The organism is Janthinobacterium sp. MP5059B, assembly GCF_001758645.1.
In the GTDB taxonomy this organism is placed as follows: Bacteria; Pseudomonadota; Gammaproteobacteria; order Burkholderiales; family Burkholderiaceae_D; genus Janthinobacterium; species Janthinobacterium lividum.
Map to the genome: position 1 here is coordinate 576,595 of NZ_LRHX01000006.1, position 18,477 is coordinate 595,071.

13 protein-coding genes are annotated in these 18,477 nt (G+C 63.5%); all 13 read left to right on the forward strand.

The genetic code is table 11. The annotated features are described in order from the left end of the window. The first annotated feature begins 1 nt into the window (after position 1). The gene (locus JAB1_RS07425; protein ID WP_070279327.1) at positions 2-1,123 is read left to right on the forward strand and encodes a hypothetical protein; all 1,122 of its coding nucleotides are present in this window, start codon (positions 2-4) and stop codon (positions 1,121-1,123) included. After that, complete coding sequence (locus JAB1_RS07430) at positions 1,120-2,097, forward strand: phage tail protein (protein ID WP_070279328.1); 978 nt, start codon at positions 1,120-1,122, stop codon at positions 2,095-2,097. The genes JAB1_RS07425 and JAB1_RS07430 overlap by 4 nt, the downstream gene beginning before the upstream one ends. Beyond that, positions 2,094-2,909 (forward strand): hypothetical protein, encoded by an 816-nt coding sequence (locus JAB1_RS07435; RefSeq protein ID WP_070279329.1) that lies wholly within the window; start codon positions 2,094-2,096, stop codon positions 2,907-2,909. Before JAB1_RS07430 ends, JAB1_RS07435 begins: the two co-directional genes overlap by 4 nt. Then, the gene (locus JAB1_RS07440; protein WP_070279330.1) at positions 2,906-6,424 is read left to right on the forward strand and encodes a hypothetical protein; all 3,519 of its coding nucleotides are present in this window, start codon (positions 2,906-2,908) and stop codon (positions 6,422-6,424) included. The genes JAB1_RS07435 and JAB1_RS07440 overlap by 4 nt, the downstream gene beginning before the upstream one ends. A gap of 64 nt (positions 6,425-6,488) precedes the next feature. Then, a complete protein-coding gene (locus JAB1_RS07445; protein WP_070279331.1) occupies positions 6,489-7,433 on the forward strand; it encodes a hypothetical protein in 945 nt (314 codons plus the stop codon). Beyond that, positions 7,433-8,077, forward strand: coding sequence for a hypothetical protein (locus tag JAB1_RS07450; protein WP_070279332.1), 645 nt, complete (start codon positions 7,433-7,435; stop codon positions 8,075-8,077). Before JAB1_RS07445 ends, JAB1_RS07450 begins: the two co-directional genes overlap by 1 nt. Positions 8,078-8,081: 4 nt before the next feature. Beyond that, a complete protein-coding gene (locus JAB1_RS07455; RefSeq protein WP_070279333.1) occupies positions 8,082-8,849 on the forward strand; it encodes a hypothetical protein in 768 nt (255 codons plus the stop codon). A gap of 4 nt (positions 8,850-8,853) precedes the next feature. Further along, complete coding sequence (locus JAB1_RS07460) at positions 8,854-9,345, forward strand: aspartyl/asparaginyl beta-hydroxylase domain-containing protein (RefSeq protein ID WP_070279334.1); 492 nt, start codon at positions 8,854-8,856, stop codon at positions 9,343-9,345. A gap of 4 nt (positions 9,346-9,349) precedes the next feature. Then, positions 9,350-11,602, forward strand: a complete 2,253-nt coding sequence (locus tag JAB1_RS07465; RefSeq protein ID WP_070279335.1) for an ATP-binding protein — start codon at positions 9,350-9,352, stop codon at positions 11,600-11,602. Between the two features lie 59 nt (positions 11,603-11,661). Beyond that, positions 11,662-14,451, forward strand: coding sequence for a hypothetical protein (locus JAB1_RS07470; RefSeq protein WP_139144459.1), 2,790 nt, complete (start codon positions 11,662-11,664; stop codon positions 14,449-14,451). A 129-nt stretch (positions 14,452-14,580) separates the two neighbouring features. Then, a complete protein-coding gene (locus JAB1_RS07475) occupies positions 14,581-15,678 on the forward strand; it encodes a DUF4157 domain-containing protein (RefSeq protein WP_257217321.1) in 1,098 nt (365 codons plus the stop codon). Positions 15,679-15,701: 23 nt separating this feature from the next. Then, positions 15,702-16,349: a DUF4272 domain-containing protein gene (locus tag JAB1_RS07480; protein WP_099387495.1), complete on the forward strand. Its 648-nt coding sequence runs from the start codon at positions 15,702-15,704 to the stop codon at positions 16,347-16,349. A 298-nt stretch (positions 16,350-16,647) separates the two neighbouring features. Beyond that, positions 16,648-18,420 carry a ShlB/FhaC/HecB family hemolysin secretion/activation protein gene (locus tag JAB1_RS07485; protein ID WP_083299600.1) on the forward strand — a complete coding sequence of 591 codons (1,773 nt, stop codon included), beginning with the start codon at positions 16,648-16,650 and terminating at the stop codon, positions 18,418-18,420. The last annotated feature ends 57 nt before the right edge of the window (positions 18,421-18,477 follow it).

An 18,477-nucleotide genomic window follows, 5' to 3' on the forward strand; every position in this document is an offset into this window, starting at 1 on the left:
CATGGCCTTCGAGCTACCCGACCTCGACCGCAAGAGCTACCAGGAACTGGCAGCCGACCTGGTGCGCCGAATCCCGCAGTACACGCGCCAGTGGACGGACTACAACGATAGCGATCCGGGCATCACCCTGCTGCAATTGCTGGCCTGGCTGGACGAGTCGCTGCTGTACCAGGCCAATGCGATTCCCGTGCAGACGGACGAGAACTACCTGCGCTGGGTGCTGGGCCTGGCCTTTTCCGGCAACCAGACCGCCTACAGCCTGGCCGCCAAGGCCAACCATGACGCCGCCTTCCTGGCCTTGCAGCAAGTGCTGGCGCAGATCGAACAGGGCGCCGTGCTGAACAAGCCGACGCTGCAGCAATATGTGCTGGCCTATGTCGGCCGTCCCTACATGGCGCTGACCCTGCCGAACATTGACACGCTGGCGCTGGAAACCAACCAGGTCATCGCGCAGCAGGCTGCCGGCGGCACGGGCGCCACGCCGCTGCTGGTGCGGCGCGCATATGCGCAAAGCGCGGGGGAGGGCAGCGTTGCCTGGATACTCAGCGATGCGCAATGGCGCTACCAGTATCCGCCGTATCCGAACCAGGCCGGCAACGGCAAAAGCAATAGCGCCACGCGGCGCAAGGTGCTGATGATCGAGGCCGCCGACGACGCGGCCGCAGAGCGTACCTTGCTCGCGGCCGTGAACAAATACCTGGCCCCGCGCGTGATCGCCGGCAACCGGGTGCAGGCGCGTGCGGCGCAGTTCACCGACATCAACGTGACGCTGGTCGCCGGCTGCGTGCCGACGGTGCGCCTGGATGTCACGCTGGGCCTGCTGTTCGCGCGCCTCTTCGCCTACTTTCTGCCCTGCGAGGGAGGGCCGGCAGGCCAGGGCTGGCCATATGACGAGGCGCCCACCGAAGCGGCGCTGCGCCAGCTGGTCCTGGGCATGCCGGGCATCGATGCCATCGACGAGCTGGTCTTCGATTTCATCCCCACCCTGGCGCTCGATCGGATGGCCGTGCTGGACGTCAACGCCCAGCTTGCCGATCTGCCGCCCGGCACGCCCGCGATGTTTTACCGGGGATTGCCGCGCCTGCGCTGCCTCGATGTCAGCGTCAGGAGCAATGCCGCATGAGCGCGCCGTCAAGCTACCTGCGCTACCTGCCTGCCGTGTACAGCACCACGCAGCCGGCTTTTCTGGCGCAGTACCTGAAGATTTTCGAAAAAATATTGACCGGCATCGGCGACGCGGAGCTGGGCGGGCGCAAGGGCATCCATGAGCTGCTGCAGGCGGACGTCATCGGCAACCTGTTCTATCCGCGCCTGAGTTTCCTGTTTTCCCCCTCGGACACGAGTTTCATTCCGCCCATCTCAGACGCGTCGGCAAAGCAGGAAACGGCCATCCTGGCCGACCTCGACGCCTATATCCAGGTGCCCGCGCCCAACGATCCGCTGGCCGGCTACGTGGCCGCCGCGCCGGGTGCATCGGACCCGAACGCACCCATCGAAGCCTGGCTCGACGATTTTCTCGACTGGCTCGGCGGCTGGGTCGCGCTGGCCGTCGACAACGACTGGGACATCGACCAGAAGCGCACCGTGATCGCGGAAATCATGGCCCTGTACCGCATGCGCGGGACCTTGCAGGGCTTGAGCATGCTGGCCAACCTGCTGCTCGGGCTGCCCATGGCCATGCACGGCCAGCAACTGGACGACAGTGGCAAGTGGATTGCCATCGACGGCACCGTCTCGGTAAACATCAGCGCGCCGGCCGCGCCCGACATCGTGGCAAGCGACCTGGCCGGCAGCGCCTTCATCGTGCGCGACGCTTACGTTAGCGGCGCGCCCGTCGTGGCGGGCTACCTGCCGTGGCTGTTCAACGTGCAGATGGTGCTGCCGAACGCGCACAACCCGCTGTTCATCCTGACGGCTTCCAACGTGGCGCAGATCCAGGCGCTGTACGGCCGGCTCGAGCAGTTCCTGCGCGTCATGAAGCCTGCCGCCAGCAACTACATCATCACGATCGTGCCCAGCATGCAGTTGCAGGCGCAAGGCTATGCCAGCGCGCTGGGCGTCAATACCTTACTCGGCCAACAAGGAATCAATACATGAGCACCATCATCAAGGCGGACGTCGCCGACCACCTGAACTACCATACCGGCATGTTCCTCACGTCGGACTACATGACGCTCGAGCAGAATTACTTCAGCAACTGGTTCTGGCTGCAAAACCAGTACCTGTTCTCGTCCGGTGTGCTGAACGGCATGCTGGTGAGCCAGGCCGGCAATACGCTGGCCGTCAGCCAGGGCGTGGCCTTCGACGATGCAGGCCGTTTCCTGATCCTGCCGTCCGGCGGGACGCCGCTCACGCTGCCGTCGGATGCCAGCAGCCCCATGCTGGTGTACGCCTATTATCCCGACACCAGCGCGTCGACCGCCAACGTGGTAAGCGAGGCGGCCCAGCTGCTTGCCGCGAAGAGGGTGCCCGACAACGGCGTGCTGCTGGCCACCGTCACGCTCGACGCCCACAAGGCCATCGTCAGCGTGACGGACAGCCGGGTTCCGGTGACGAGCCTGCTGCCGGCCGCGCTGGGGGAGGTGAAGGCGAACGCCGCGCCCGACACCTTCCTGCAGGGCACGCTGACGGTGCCGGCGGCCCAGTTGCAAGGCGCGGGCGCCAGCACCAGCGTCACCGTCCATTTCTATGATACGCAACAGGATGCCTTCAGCGCGCCGCCCACCGTGATGGTGACGGTGGGCGGCAGCGTTCCGTACGCCACCGCCGTTGCCTCCGGCACGGCGCAGTTCGTCGTCACGCTGCTGGCGCTGCAGGCCGCTGGCGGTGGTGGCGATATCGCATTGTCGTGGATCGCTATTCCCGGCACCAGTTCCGTGTCCAGCGCCAGCATCCGGGAAAAACCATGAAACAGCCACGTGTCGAACGGCCCAACTATTTTTCGGGCGAAGCCTTGCTGACGGACGATTTCCGCTGCGAGCAGCAATATCAGATGGAGATGCTGGCGGCGCGCAATGTCAGCCTGTACCTGTACGGCATCGCGCATGGCCTCGAGGTTGCCGCCTCGGCGGATGGGCAGCCGAGCCAGCTGGAAGTGTCGCGCGGCATGGCGATCGACGCCCTGGGCCGGCAGATCATCCTGCTCGAGCCGGCCGTGCTGACGTTCGACAAGCTGGCCCCCGGCGCGACCTATTTCATTACCATTAACTATTTCGAGGTGTTCGCCGACCTCAGCGACGAGAGCGGCACGGCCGGCTACAAGCGCATCGTGCAGCAACCGCAGATCCAGTACTTGCGCAATCTCGACCAGCCCGGCACGAACATTTTACTGGCGGTCATTTCCCTGACCACCGAGGGCAGCATCAACAGCCTGACCTACAAATCCGGGCGCAACGAGCGCCGCTATGTGGGCAGCAGCGTCGGTTCGGTCAATTTCGTCACAGAAGGGGCGGGCGTGAACCAGGCCTTTTCCGCGCCATCCAACATTGCCGGCGCCACGGTGCCGGCGGACTACGCCAGCATCAGCGCGCGCCGCGAAGGCAGCCGCGCCGATGACTATTACCTGGAGTTCGACGCCCCGCGCGGGCAGTTCATGGGTTTGCTGACGGCGCGCAACAACCTCGGCGTGGGGACCGACAATCCGGTCGCCAACCTGCAGGTCGACGCCGTGACCATCAAGGGCAAGGGCACGATCAGCTGGGACAACCAGCTGGTCACCTTCTCGGATGCGCCCGCGCCGTTCCTGCAAGTGGGCGACCAGCTCATCGCGGACCCCTCGGTGCGCATGGGGACGGCCCAGTGGCGCACCGTCAGCAAGATCGTCCAGGATGGTTTGCAAGTCGAGATCGACGCTGCGTTTTCGCCCACCACGATGCCGGCGCCCGGATCGGGCTACACCTACATGCGTTCGGCCCTGGCCCGTTTTTCGCGCAGCGACGGCACCTTGCTGCAGGTAAGCCTGGACGGCACCGTCGGCCTGGGGGTGCAGGCGCTGGCCAAGGGGGGCTCCGCCAGCGCCGGGCCGAATGCGCTGGTCATCGGGCGGGACCGCAACGTCGGCATCGGCTTGAACGAAGGCGCGCCGCGCGCCGCCCTCGACGTGCAGGGGCAGATCCTGGCCGACAGCCTGACTGCCAGCGGCGCCATCAAGGCCCAGAGTTTCGAGGGTAACGGCTCCAAGCTGCAGGGCATGGCCATGCTCAGCTACTGGACCAAGGAGTCGCCGGGGCAGGCGGCGAGCCGGCTGTTCTACGATGGCGGCAACGTCGGCATCTTCGACCGCAGCCCGGCCGCCTCGCTGAGCGTGGGCGGCGGCAGCGCCTTTATCGGCAATGGCGTCATCAGCTCGATCAGCGCCGATGTCGTGCAGGGTTACAACACCACGTTCCAGGACCAGGTCAAGGTGGGTGACCTGATCGCCATCGGCACCCTGAACCAGCAGCAGGCGGTGCTGGCCAAGACGCCTGCCAGCGATACGGAACTGGTCCTGACGACGCAGTTTGAAATCCCCGTCATCAATTCGCCCTACAGCTACCTGGTGTCGGGCACGGTTGAACCGGTCACCGGCCCCGGCAAGGTCAGCAGTAACGGCACGACCATCACCGGCACAGAGGGCACCAAGTTTACCGCCTTGTCGGCCGGCGATACCCTGCTGATTCCCCGTTTCACTCCGGCGGCAGTGCAGGTACAGAGCGTCGCGCAGGTTGCCAGCGATACGCAACTGACCTTGTCCGCGCCGTACGCGGGGAAGGTCGACAGCCTGCCTTACCAGCTACAGGGGGCCGACGGCGTGAAGACGGACGGGGCAGGGACCATCAGTATCGATCCCGCCACGCCGACCGTGGTCACGGGTACTGGCACCGCCTTCCTGAGCGCGGCGAAGGCGGGCGACCAGCTGTTTGCCGCGGCCGATCCGCAGACACTGCCGCGGCTGCTGCGCGTCAAGTCGGTCGATAGCCAGACCCAGCTGACCTTGCTGGAAGGCGGTGCCGCCACGTCCCCGTTCGCGGCTGCCACGTCGGCCTACATGGTCAGCGCGGGCCTGCTGGCCCAGTTCAAGGCCAACGACGACAATGCCATCCTGGCACCCGCAGAAGAGGCGGGGCTGCCGCCGGCCATGCTCATCGTCAGCAATAGCGAGCCGCCCAACTACAACACGGTCGCCATCAATCTCGCGCTCACCGACGTCGACACGCAATACGCCCTGCAGGTAAACGGCCCCGTCAGTTTTGCCAGCGGCGCGGCGACCTTCAGCGATTTGACGGCCGACACCATCTGGGCCCAGGAGTCGGTGGCGATCGGTGGCACCGGCTTTGTCGCCGGCGCCAATCTGCTCAGCGTGGCTGCGGTGGGCGGCGCGGCGCCCACGCTGGCCGTTACGCCTGCGGAAGTGGCGGTGACTGGCAATATCAATGTCGCCGGCAACGTCACGGCGACGGGCACGCTGCAGGCGGGCATCCTGGCGGGCGAAATGCTCGGTGAGCGCGTGCAGTATCACAATCCGTCGTTTCCTTTCAAACAGCTTGCGGCGAGCGACGGCATCCTGATGGCTTTCATGGGAACACTGACGTTCGATCCGCGCCTACCGGCATTTTTTGGCATCTTGCAGGGCGCGACGGTTGACGCCAGCGGTCAATCGACCAGCGCCACCTATGTAACGGCTTTTACCCAGCCCGTGACCGTGAAAACCGGAAAAAAGGGCGTCACGACGTACCACGTTCCCGTTCCTGGCGTGTTTACGCTGCCGGTGAGGCAGGGCGAGACGTGGCAGGTCACGTTGGTCACCAATCAAGATGCAGGCGAAGCGCCGCCTGATGTCGTGCTGACCTGGGTACCAGCCGGTGCAGGCGCAGGGGCATTGGGCGCCGTCATGGCGGGGCCGGACATCAATCCGAACCGGCTGATGGCCGACTCGTTCCTGAACCTGCAGGAGCGCATGGCCAGCGGCCAGGTGCCAGGCACGGTCACCGCCACGGCCCAGGAAGTGATCGATGGGCGCGTCAACGACCTGACCCAGGTCTTTGGCGACCTTACCCACATGAGCGCGGACGAGGAAGAGCGGGCGCAGTTCGTGCGCGACCTGCAAAAGATCGTCTGCTCGCCAGCCTTGCCTGGCGAAGCGGAAGTCGTCAAGCCGCTCGATCCGCAGGCGGTCCAGGATTTGATCGACACCTTCGGCAAGGCCAGCGGCCACAGCTTTACCGACGAGCAACGCGGCCTGCTCCAGGCCGGCGTCGAGGCGCTGGTGCAAATCAATGACAGCGAGGCCAGCCGCGCCGACCTGGGATTGATCAAGAAGAATATCGGCATGTTCATCGGCAACGTGCAGCAGGTGCTGGGCATCGAGTTCAGCAGCACCGACACGCGGCTGCTGACACGGGCGCTGGTACGGCTGGTCGGCGATGGCAGCCAGAACGATATGTGAAGCATTTTCGCACTTGCCTGACAGGGCAAGACATTTTGATGTTGCATCCAACCATGGAGTTGTCATGAACCGTAAGCATAAACATAGCAATGACTTTGGCGCGCGCACCACTTATTCGCAGGCCGACCTGGTCGAAGGCGTTTTCAGCACGGTGGCCATCAGCGACGGCTTCGTCATGGCCAGCATCGGTCAGCCGACCATCACCGCCGCCTACCTGGGCATGCTCGAGGGTAGCACCATCGACGCTGGCGGCAGCGTGACCAGCCAGACCTATGCCACCGGTTGCACTCAGGCGGTCACCGCATCGTCCGGCAAGAAAGGAGCGCACACGTATTTCATCCCCATGCCAGGGAACTTCACGATGACGGTGCGGGCCGGCGAAACCTGGAAGATCCAGTTGACGGCCGAACCGGCGATCGGTCCCGCACCCCTGGTGGAGTTCGTCTGGACGCCGGAAAACGCCAGCTCCATCGCGCTGGAGACGCGTCCCAGCCCCGCGGCTGCGGCAATGGCGCAGTTGCGCGAGGAAGTCGCGTCGGGGCGCTTGCAGGAAAACCTGCTGGCCTCGGCCCAGCGCACGATCGATGAACGGGTGGGCGATTTTGCCCATGTGTTCGGCGACGCCACGAAGATGAGCAATGACGAGGGCGACCGGACGCGCTTCGTGCAAGGCCTGCAAAAAATCGTCTGCAGCGCCAGGCCGGCGGGCCAGCCCGTCGATAACCGGGTCGACGAGGCCGATCTGGTGGGTCTGGTCGCCGCCTTCGGGCAGGCTACCGGGCGCAACTTCGGCGTGGAACAGCAGGAATTGCTCAAGGACGGCATCCGCGCGCTGGTGAAAATCAATGAAAATGCGGCCAACCGGGGCGACCTGGGCCTGATCGATGCGAATGTCCGCCTGTTCCTCGACAATGTGCAGCACGCCACGGATATCAGCCTCGGCAATGCCGACCGGCGCTTGCTCACACGTGCCCTGGTACGCCTGGTAGGCGACGGACGCCACGGCTGATGCCCGTTCCGGCCTTCCCCTTGCTGGACGAGGCCGCCTGCGACGATTGGGTCTTGCGGGTGTCGCTGCTGGCCCGCCACTGGCGGCGGCGCCATGCCGAAGTGCCCTTTTACTCATTGGGACTGGCGGCCTACCTCGACGCCGGCGCGGGGCCGGCCGGCCTCTACTGGGACCGGCCGGAGCGCGAACGCAGCAACCGCCTGCTCGCGGCCCATTTTGGCGCGCTGCTGCAACTGGTGCTCGATTGCCTGGAGTTCCATTGCGGGCTGCCGGCCCGGTTGGCGCCCGAGGCCGCCTGGCCCGGCTTTCATATCTACCTGCCGCACCCGGCATTCGCCGAGCCGGTGGCCAGCGTGCACCGCGACTTGCAATACCGCGACGTGTTTGCAGGGCGGCATTTTGGCGCGCAGGACTTGCTGAGCTTTACCCTGCCGCTGAGCGTGCCGGCGGGCAGCGGCCTGCATCTGTGGCGGCGCGAGGATGGTCAACCCGACTTCATCGCCTACCGCCACGGACAGATGATCGTGCACGACGGGCTGGCGATACACCAGGCGGTGCTGGCCTGCGGCAAAGGCGGCCTCGAGCGCATCACCATGCAGGGCCATGCCGTCCGCCTGGATGGACAACTTCTTTTGTATTGGTAAGAGCATGAATCCTGACCACAGCGCTGAAGAGATCGCATCGTTCCACCTGCCCGTGCTGACGCAGCAGCAATGCGCGGACGTCGTCGAGCGCCTGCTTGACCTGGAACCGTTCTGGCTCAGGCGCACCCGGCATTTCCCGATCCACACCCTGGGCGCCACGTATTACTACGATATCGTGGGCATGCCGGCGCGTCCCTACGAGCGGCTGGCCCGCCAATATAATCCTTTTCTGCTGGATAATTTCGGCGAAGTCTATGACGCCTTGCTGGCATCCCTGGGCGCCGCGCTGGGCCAGCCTGTTGTTTACCATCCGGCGCTCGCCTTGCCCGGCTTTCACATGTTCGGCGGCCATCCCGCCCTGCGTGCCTCGGAAGACCTCGACCTGGTGCACGAGCAATGGCAGGGCGGGCGCGAGACGACCGACTTTCCGGGCAATCCCATCCACCTCGACCGCGGCCACCTGGCTGTCGGCCTGGGCGCGGCGCCGACGCTATCGGTAACCTTGCTGATCGCCGCTGCGGGGCGGGGCGCCGGCATGAAAATGTGGCCGTTCGGACTCGAACGCACGGGCAATCTGGATGAAAGCGAGATCCTGGCGCTGCTGCAGCGCGAACCGTTCGAGCAGATCCATTACCAGACGGGGGCCGCTTTCATCCATTCCGGCCGTCGCTATCACCAGGCCCGCGGCTTCGACGGCGCGCCCGGAGACTATCGCATCACCTTGCAGGGCCATGCCGTTTGGCAGGGCGGGCAATGGCAACTTTTCTGGTGACACCATGTTCTTTCGCAATGACCAGTTCTCCTTTACGGCCCGCCTCGAGCAAGGCTGGGAAAGCGTGCTTGACGAATGCCTGGCGCTGCCGCATGCCGAGTTCGACGCCTGGCCTGAAACGGGGCTGTACAACCGCGGCTGGGATGTCTACGGCCTGGTGCTCGAAGGCCGTCCGATGCTCGAGAACGCCATCTTCTGTCCGCGCACGCTGGCCTTGCTCGGCTGCATTCCGGGTCTGGTGACAGCGGGTTTTTCGCGCCTGGCGCCCGGCACCGAGATCGCGCCGCACGTCGGTTATACGGACCGGGTGCTGCGCCTGCACCTGGGCCTGCGCAGTTCTCCCGACTGCGCCTTGCGGGTGGGTACTGCCGTGCGCCATTGGCAGCCCGGGCGCTGCCTGGTCTTCGACGACACGCAGGAACATGCTGCCTGGAACCGGGGCGCCAGCGACCGCCTGGTGCTGCTCGCCGATTTCACCAAGCCGGACGGGGTGTGAAACGATGAGCGCCCAGCCAGCCACGGCCGCCACCGACAGCGGCGCCTATGCGGACAACGCGGCCCTGCTGCAGGCGCTGCGCACGCTGGCCGACAATATGATCGAGCTGGCCCTGCTGGCACGCCAGGCGGAGGCGTCCGCACCACCCGAAGCGGCGTCCGGCGCCACCCTCGAGCGCCTGTACAGGCAAGCCAGCCAGCTGGGCGCGGGGAGCGCGGGCGGCGCCGATGCGGCCGCGCGGCTGGGCGCGCGCATCGAACAGCAGTGGCAATCGCTGGGCCAGCGTGCGGCAGCCACCGTCGAGGCGCAGATTTTCATTCCCTGGATCCATGTCTGCGCGCTGTTCAACCTGGACCGGCCGCAACAGGAAGTCTTGCTGTTCGGTTTGCTCAGCGAAATCGAATGGCGCTATGGCGCCATCGTGCGCGCTTTTGGCAGCGCCGCCAGCGCCGAGGACAGCGAAGGCTGGATCGACCTGGCCGGCCTGGATGCCATGCTCGCCGCGTGCCGCGGCACGCGCCCGGGCTTGCAGCGCTGTCTGCTGGCCGATGCCGCCTTGATGCACTGGGAACTGATCGTGCTGGCGCCCAACACCAGCCTGGCCGGACTGGACGGCGGCTATCGCCTGAGCGAGCCGATTGCCGCGTATCTGCTGGCCCAGTCCGCGCCGCGCCTGTGTCTCGAGCGCCCGCTGACCAGTCTGGACAGTACGCTGGCGCTCGACGAGCACCTGGCCGATGCCCAGGCCCTCGCGCAGCTGGCGCGTTTCATCGGGCACTGCGGCCCGGCGCAGGCGCGCGCGGCCAGCCATGTGCTGCAATTGCAAGGGCCGGACCTGTGGCTGGCCCGCAGCCTGTGCGCGGCGACGTTTGCGACGATGGGCATGGCATGCGTCGAACTCGACGGCAAGGAAATCTGGCAAGCCTATCTGAATGGGCAAAAGAACCGCCGCACCTTGCTGGCGCGCCTGCGCCTGCTGTGTCGCGACGCGTTGTTGTGCAACCGCATTTTCGTGCTCCTGCATTGCCACTGGCTCGGCACGCAGGAGGGCGCCGACGACGACCTGCTCGACGAGGTCATGCAGGTACTGTTCGAGAGCCAGCCCTACCTGGCGGTCTTGAACGGTCCCGCGCGGCGGCTGTCCGACCTTGCTTTTCGGTATGCCCGGCACGAGGTGGCGGCCGTCCTGGTGCGCATCCCGGCGCCGGACAGCCGCTTGCGGCGCGCCAGCTGGCAGCGCCACGCGGGTACTTTCGGCGTGGACATCGACGATGCCTTGCTCGCCAGGCTGGTCAATCAATATCTGCTGACGCAGGAGCAGATCGTGCTGGCGCTGAAGGAAACGGCGAGCCGGCGCATGCTGCAGGACGAGGGTGAAGAGGGAAGCGCCGGCGAAATGCTGCTCGACGCCTGCCGCGCGCAGAGCAACCGTGAACAGATGAGCGTTGCGCATGAAGTCAAGACCACCTACCGCTTCGGCGATATCGTCCTGCCGGATGCCACGCGGCAGTGGCTGCAGGAAGTACTGCAATATGCGCAGCAGCGCCATCAGGTCATCGAGGAATGGGGTTTCAACCGCAAGAACGAGCATGGCAGCAACCTGTGCATCCTGTTCTATGGTCCGTCCGGGACCGGCAAGACCATGGCCGCGTCGATCGTCGCCAATGAACTGGGACTGGGCCTGTACCGCATCGACCTGGCCAGCATCGTCAGCAAATACATCGGCGAGACGGAAAAGCACCTGGCCCAATTGTTCGACCAGGCCGAGGCGATGAACATCGTGCTGTTCTTCGACGAGGCCGAAAGCCTGTTTTCGAAACGCACGGAAACGAAGGATGCGCACGACCGCTATGCCAACCTGCAAACCGGTTATTTGTTGCAGCGTATAGAAAGCTACACGGGGATCGTCATCCTGTCGACCAACCTGATGGCGAATATGGACAAGGCCTTTACGCGGCGCTTCAAGTTCATGATCGAATATCCGTTTCCCGGAGGCGCGCAGCGCCTGCAATTGTGGCGCAGCGCCTTTCCACCCGCCGTGCCGCTGGCCGGCGACATCGATTTCGAGCTGCTGGCCGAACGCGCGCCCCTGAGCGGCGCAAATATCAACAGCATCGCCGTGAGCGCCGCCTTTCTCGCGGCGGCCGAGCAGCAGGCGGTGGGGCAGCGGCACTTGCTCAAGGCGACGGAGCGCGAGTACCACAAGCTGGGCAAGGTGTTTGCGCCCGATGATTTTCGCTGGGACGATGATGCGTAGCGCGAGGGCGCCTGCGCGCGGGCGGCTGCCTGCCGGCATGCCGGAAGGGGGCGCAGCCGATGGAGCATGAGCGCCCGCGGCATAAACCGCGTTCGACGGCGCACACGGCAGCGCACGACAGGCCGGACACGCCGCAACTGCGCGTTGCCGATGGCGGCACGCCGATGCAGCAGTACCGCTATGCGCGCAGCCCGGCCAGCCTGCCACGGCAGCCAGGCCAGGCGGCGTCCATGGGGGCGCAGGGATCGTCCGCATTCCGGGCCATCGCGGCGGCGATGGGCGAGCAGCATGGCGTCGACACCTCGACGCTGCGCGCCACGCATAATTCCCCGTTTCCCGCCACCGTGGAGGCCGATGCAACCTTGCAGGGTAACAAGGTCCATTTCGCGCCCGGCAAGGATAGCGAGCCGAACATCAAGCACGAGGTCGGGCATCACATCATCAATGTCTTGCGGGGGACGCCGCCCCGGACCGATGGCCGCGTCAATGGGCAAGCCGTCAATACCAGCGATGAAGCCGGCGCTGATCGCCTGATGCGGCAGCCGCTGCAACGCAAGGCAGCGCCGCCCCAGCCGCTCGCAGCAAGCGGCCAGGAGCATGATAACGGCCCCGTGCAGCGCACCATCGGCTCTGCGAACCGCTACATCAGTGACAACGAGCTGTGGCGGAATGGCCGCAACGACGTGTTTTCCCTGCTGGCAGAGCTGTACTGGGAAGGATCTGACGAGTATGACGAAATCTACCGGGAGTTGATGCAGGACCTGCCTGAATTTCCCGGTCCGGCGACGGATGGCTGGGATCCCGTGACCTCTGTTGACGCGGAAATGTTCTTGGCGGAGGAAATCGAGAAATTGGGTGCCATGTATGGCGACATGCCGGAAGGCGTGCGCGACAGAGTCATTGAATGGAATGGCAAGGTTTCGCGGCAGGGACTGGCACGCAGGAAAGAAAAGAGCTCGGATGCCGCCAGAAAACGCTCCAAGGTGATGAATGCCGCAGGCGACAGCCTGAAGCTATACCATGCCAAGACCGCCCCGACGAAGAACAAGCAGCCGCCGGGAGGCCAGGGGAAGAGCGTTTTTTTCAATCAGAATCAGTTCGATTACTTCCGTTCCAGCGCAGCCAATGTACAAAGGGATATTCTTGGACTGACAGGAGATACCAAGCGTGGTGACGCAGCGTTTGTTAATCAGTTGAGTCAGATCTACAAACCCGCCAGTTCGACGCTTGCAAATGAAGAGGAAGAGCAATCGGCACTGCTGAAAGATGATGTCGAGCCGGATGAGGGCAGTCCGCTCGGTACCATCGTGTATCGGAATTCGGGTGGGCAAGGACATCCCGGTCCCAAATTGGGCGCCGAGGTCAACAGCTTTACTTACAATCTGCTGCTGAAAAACTCGACAACCAGGACTTACGCACCCGCGAAAAAAATCGGCGTTCCCAAGCAGTACCTTAATTCCAAAAAATACCGTACTGAGGCAAGGAAGCTGGTGCATCACGACTTCGATACTCCAGAAGACTATGAGGCGGAGTTGTTCAGGCATTATCGGCAAATCGTGTCCGGGGCAAAGCGGATTTACGGGGATAACGAGTGCATGTTCGATTCATATGCGTTGAAACTGGTGTATGCCGGCATGGCTGGCGAGACGAGTTTCTTTACTTATCCGGCCCTTATTTTTGAAATTCAGGACAAGAACAACCTTGGTATCGATGTTCCAAAGATCAAACAGGGGATTCTTGATAAATGGAATGCTGTCAGCGCTGTAACAATGACCGAGCGGCAAAGTTTTGGTTTTTTGTATCCCGCCATCAGCGACCTCGAAAAATCGATCCGGATATGGCCAGGGCAGTATGACATCGAGGCGTTTCTCGCCACGCTGCAGAAGGTGATATCACCTCACGCCGATGTGGCGCGCAGCCGCCGCAGGCGGGGCGGCCGCTTGTCTCTGCTGCAAAACACGCTCAAGCGCAGCATGAATCTTGCAAAGGGCGCAGTAAATCGGGTGGCAGTGGAAAACGACAAGGTCAAAGTTTTGCTCAATCGTATAGCGAGTAACTATGGCAAAGGATTGCAAATATTGCAGCAGTGGCGCAGCTGGCGGACCGACGTGTTGTTTGCAGAGGCGACGCAAGTCATTGAAAACCTCAATGAGGCGGCACTCCACCTGTCGACGGAGTATGAGCAGAGCGAGGCCAGGGGAAAAATGGAAGCCGCTGTCTTGCGCCATTACACGGGCCCCGTCCAGGGTGCTGGCTATACCATTGCATCGTTCTACCTTACCCACAGCGGGCAGCAAGGTTCGAGCAGCGCGATGATGTTTCACGGGGCCGACGCGGCCTTCGTGAAAAAAAAGGTCAAGGACAGGGGGCCGGTGTACTTTGAAACCATGACCTCCACGGCGGGCACCAAGTCGCTCAGCCTGGTCGATCCTGCCTATAACTTTACCACCAGAGAAGAACTGGCTGACTTTGGCAAGCAAAAAACCGGTGATGCGCAGATCTACGACATGACGAATATGGAGCCTGCCGCGCTGCCTGGCCTGTTGGGGAAAAATACGCATGCCAAGGTCACGCTGTATGCAAGCCTTTCGAAACACTTCCAGTTCGGAACCGACAGCACCAATCTGGGCTTCGTTATGCATTTGCAAAAGGCCGGGGATGAAGCGCCAGTCGGCAGCTATTTGCCGAAGGGCGCGGTGTGGGACATGGGGGCAACAAGGGTGTCAAAAAAACCAGCCTATGTGCCAGCCGTGCCGTCTGCGCTCTACCATCATGCATCGTTATTGCTCGATGCACAAACCGGCACGAGTAAGGTCGCAGGCAAGCGCAAGCGCAAGGAGGATTCGTGAAAATGCCCGCCAGCAAAGCTGACCATGACGCATGAACCATTGCGGCACAGGCCGCCCACGCAGCCCGCCACGGACACGCGCCGCGCGCTTCCTGTCGTCCAGCGGCACGGTGGGCACGGCGGCACCGCCATGGCGAACTTTCGCTATGTGCGCAGCCCGGCCGGCGGGCCTGCGCCCGATGCCAGGCGCGCGCCGCTGCCATCGGCGCTCAGGACCGGCATAGAGCAGCTGTCGGGCATGGCGATGGACCGGGTAACGGTCCACTATAATTCGCACCAGCCTGGCCTGGTGCAGGCGCATGCCTATGCGCAAGGCGGCGACATTCATCTGGGACCTGGCCAGGAAAGACACTTGCCGCATGAAGCCTGGCATGTGCTGCAGCAAAGGCAAGGCAGGGTGAAGCCCACGATGGCGGCGCATGGCATGGCGCTCAACGATGACCGCGCGCTCGAGCAGGAGGCAGACCGGATGGGAAGCCGGGCCATGAACGCGATGCCCGCGCGATCGGCAAGCCTGCAGGTTCCCGCGCCAGCCACCGCCGCGCCGGGGGCAATGGTGGCGCAACGGGTCATCTTCAATGGCACCGATTACAAGGACGATCCGAAACACAATAATAGAACGATCATCAGCGATGCGCTGGACGCCATCATCGAGGCACAAAATGGCACGGTGCTCGATCCGGACAGCTGGATCAGCTGGGTCGATTCGATCAATGTCAAGCTGCAGGCCAGTGGCCCGACCAAGGCGATATTGAAGGAAATCTCGCAGTTTTATCAGCAAGTGGCGGAGCTCAGCTTCAAGGTCAATCCGGTGCTGGCCGAGGCATGGCGGCGTTGCCGGGACGCCACGTCGAACTGGAAAGATTACAGCTTGGTGGGCGGAAAATTCAAGGACAAGTTTACTGAGTTGCTGGACGAAATCAGCACGGACTTCCCTACGCTGGCGGCCAAGGCAAGCACCGTCACGACCTTCAAGGTCAACAAGGAGCACATGGTCAACAAGGGCGCGAAATTCGGTGGCGGGCAAACCGATTTCGATAACCTGATGTATGCGGCCGCTCCACCAACAGGCTCGACAGCGACCTTGTCGGAGTTTCACAAGTCCCTCCATGCGATGAAACCAGGCACCGGGAAGGTGAACTACAATGCGCTGCATCCGGATATCCGCAAGGTGATCGAGGATGAACAAAAGAAATACAATGAACATCTGATGGGCAAATTTATTTAGATCGATTGGAAAGCGGCCTAGCCATGAACACCATCCCTTCTGACGTGGCGCTGGCGCGCCTGGATCGTTCGGTTCGTCATCTGACATCATTGGGCCTGCCGCTTCCCCCAGGCCAATTGCCTTTGCCACCGACATTGAGCGGTGCCGTGCGCAGCGCACGCGACACGGCAGGGCGCGCCATTTGCCTGTGCATGTGCGCCTCGCGCGCCGAAGGACTCGCGACGGAGCTTGCCTCCGACCTGATCGCGGACCTGGGCGCCGCGTCCGCATTACGTCCCCTCGAAGCCGCATTTCTCGACCCGCAGACCGATCCGGCACAGCGGGGACCCGTGTTCCAGTGGGGCTTCGAAGCGTGCTGGGCGCTGTTATGGGCCTTGGGCAAGGCTGGCAGTCTGGAGACGCCGACGGCCACTTGCGACCCGCAGCGCATCGCGGCCATGATCACGGGAGCCGGCTCGATCGATGCGCTGGCTGAGCCATTGCGCGGCGATGGGGAACTTCTCGATGCGCTTGACCTGAACACGCGCCTGCTGGCCGTGTGCCAGCAAGCGCGCTTCGTCGACGTGCCAGGGGGATTGATCGGGCAGGTCATCGCGCAGCGCCAGTTTGCCTTGCTGTGGCTGCTGGATCCGGCAGCTGTGCCGTGGGAGGAGATCGAAGTGGCTGTTTGACGTGGCTCACAGGCGCTTGCCTCAAGCGTCCGGTGAAACGCTTGCTCCATGGCGCCACGCCCGGCACCGCTGTTTTGAAACTGCAGCCCTGTTTCTAGCGGGCTTTTTTTATGGCATCCATTCCGGCTGCCATTGCCTGTTCTCCTGTCATGATACCGCCTGCTTGTTTTACTAGTGGTAATTGGATAGTTGAAAGACAGTTACCAAAGAGGTAAAGTTCTCAAGAAATAAATAAAGTTGCCGTGTAGAAATAATTAATTTATAATTTCCTTATGTAAATAATTATTTAAGGCAACATATGCACCTGCGCTTGACGCCATGGTGCGGTGTATTTTTGTTTAGCAGCACCCTGTGTGCCGCCGTGTCCGCGCAGACCCGTCCTGAAATCGCGCCGCCCCTTTCCAATACGCCTGGCAGCAGCCAGCGCGACGATGCCAGCCAAGAACTGATACGCCAGCAAGAACGCGAGCGCTTCCTGCGCCAGCAGCAGGAACGCACGCCCGACGTGCGCCTGCTCGAGGCGCCCGCGGCCGCGGCCGCCAACCGTCTGCCCGCAGGCGAGTCGCCATGCTTTACCATCGACCACCTGCAATTGCGGGGCGAGGACGCCGAATTATTCCAATGGGCGCTGGGCGCCGCCAGCCGCGATGACCTGGGTGCGCCGGACTCTGCGCTGGGTCGCTGCCTGGGCACGCAGGCCATCAATGTGCTGATGGGGCGGTTGCAGAACGCCATCATCGCGCGCGGCTATGTCACCACGCGCGTGCTGGCCGAGCCGCAGGATTTAAGCAAGGGTACTTTAACCCTGACCTTGATGCCGGGGCGCATCCGCCAGATCGGCTTTGCGCCCGGCACGAATCCCCGCGCCACCTGGTGGAATGCCATGCCGGCGCGCCCGGGCGATTTGCTCAATGTGCGCGATACGGAACAGGCGCTGGAAAACTTCAAGCGCGTGCCGACGGCCGAAGCCGATATCCAGATCATGCCGGCCGAGGGTGGCAATGCCAAACCGGGCGAGAGCGACCTGCAGATCCAGTGGAAGCAGGGCTTGCCATTCCGCCTGGCGCTGGGCCTCGACGATGGCGGCTCGCGCTCGACAGGCAAGCTGCAGGGCAGCGTGACCCTGTCGTATGACCATTGGCTGACTCTGAATGATCTGTTTTATCTGAGTCTGAACCAGAACGTCGACGGCGACCGCAACGGTCCGCGCGGCACTGCCGGCATGGTGGCCCATTATTCGATTCCCTACGCCTACTGGCTGCTGGCCTTCACGGCCAGCGACAGCCATTACCACCAGTCCGTGGCCGGCATCAATCAAGACTACAACTACAGCGGCGCGAGCCAGAATCGCGAAGTGAAACTGTCGCGCCTGGTCTACCGCGATGCGTCGCGCAAGACCACCGTGTCCCTGCGCGGCTGGCAGCGCGCCGCGCAGAACTCCATCGACGACACGGAAGTGGAAGTGCAACGCCGCCGCATGGCCGGTTGGGAACTCGGCATCGGCCACCGTGAATTCATGGGCCAGGCCACGTTTGACGTCAATCTGCAGTACCGGCGCGGCACGGGCGCGATGGATGCGCTGGCTGCGCCCGAGGAAGCGTTCGGCGAAGGTACTTCGCGCATGCGTTTGCTGCTGGCCGATGCGGCCCTGTCTGCGCCGTTCACGCTGGCTGGCCAGCCACTGCGCTACACAGGCAGCTGGCGCACGCAGCACAACCGCACGCCGCTGGTGCCGCAAGACCGCTTCGCCATCGGCGGGCGCTACACGGTACGCGGCTACGACGGCGAAAGCAGTCTGTCGGCTGAACGCGGCTGGCTGCTGCGCAACGAGCTCGGCGTGCCGCTGGGCAGCAGCGGCCAGGAAGCCTATGCGGGCCTGGATCACGGCGAAGTATCGGGGCCATCCGCCGAATGGTTGATCGCGCGCCGCCTGACGGGCGGCTTTGTCGGCTTGCGGGGGCAATGGCTGGGCGTGCAGTACGACGCCTTTGTCGGCTGGCCTGTGCACAAGCCTGAACTCTTTCGCACGGCCAGCCATACGGCCGGCTTCAGCTTGAACGCCAGTTACTAAGACGCAGCTACCCGCCAGCCGTTCTTTCTCCCTTTATCGCATCATTTAATTGTCATT

Bases quoted from the DNA above. Each gene is read 5' to 3' on its own strand.
- JAB1_RS07455 (WP_070279333.1), top strand. From the start codon at position 8,082: ATGAATCCTGACCACAGCGCTGAAGAGATCGCATCGTTCCACCTGCCC.
- JAB1_RS07445 (WP_070279331.1), top strand. From the start codon at position 6,489: ATGAACCGTAAGCATAAACATAGCAATGACTTTGGCGCGCGCACCACT.
- JAB1_RS07460 (WP_070279334.1), top strand. From the start codon at position 8,854: ATGTTCTTTCGCAATGACCAGTTCTCCTTTACGGCCCGCCTCGAGCAA.
- JAB1_RS07430 (WP_070279328.1), top strand. From the start codon at position 1,120: ATGAGCGCGCCGTCAAGCTACCTGCGCTACCTGCCTGCCGTGTACAGC.
- JAB1_RS07450 (WP_070279332.1), top strand. From the start codon at position 7,433: ATGCCCGTTCCGGCCTTCCCCTTGCTGGACGAGGCCGCCTGCGACGAT.
- JAB1_RS07425 (WP_070279327.1), top strand. From the start codon at position 2: ATGGCCTTCGAGCTACCCGACCTCGACCGCAAGAGCTACCAGGAACTG.
- JAB1_RS07480 (WP_099387495.1), top strand. From the start codon at position 15,702: ATGAACACCATCCCTTCTGACGTGGCGCTGGCGCGCCTGGATCGTTCG.
- JAB1_RS07470 (WP_139144459.1), top strand. From the start codon at position 11,662: ATGGAGCATGAGCGCCCGCGGCATAAACCGCGTTCGACGGCGCACACG.
- JAB1_RS07485 (WP_083299600.1), top strand. From the start codon at position 16,648: ATGCACCTGCGCTTGACGCCATGGTGCGGTGTATTTTTGTTTAGCAGC.
- JAB1_RS07465 (WP_070279335.1), top strand. From the start codon at position 9,350: ATGAGCGCCCAGCCAGCCACGGCCGCCACCGACAGCGGCGCCTATGCG.
- JAB1_RS07475 (WP_257217321.1), top strand. From the start codon at position 14,581: ATGGCGAACTTTCGCTATGTGCGCAGCCCGGCCGGCGGGCCTGCGCCC.
- JAB1_RS07435 (WP_070279329.1), top strand. From the start codon at position 2,094: ATGAGCACCATCATCAAGGCGGACGTCGCCGACCACCTGAACTACCAT.
- JAB1_RS07440 (WP_070279330.1), top strand. From the start codon at position 2,906: ATGAAACAGCCACGTGTCGAACGGCCCAACTATTTTTCGGGCGAAGCC.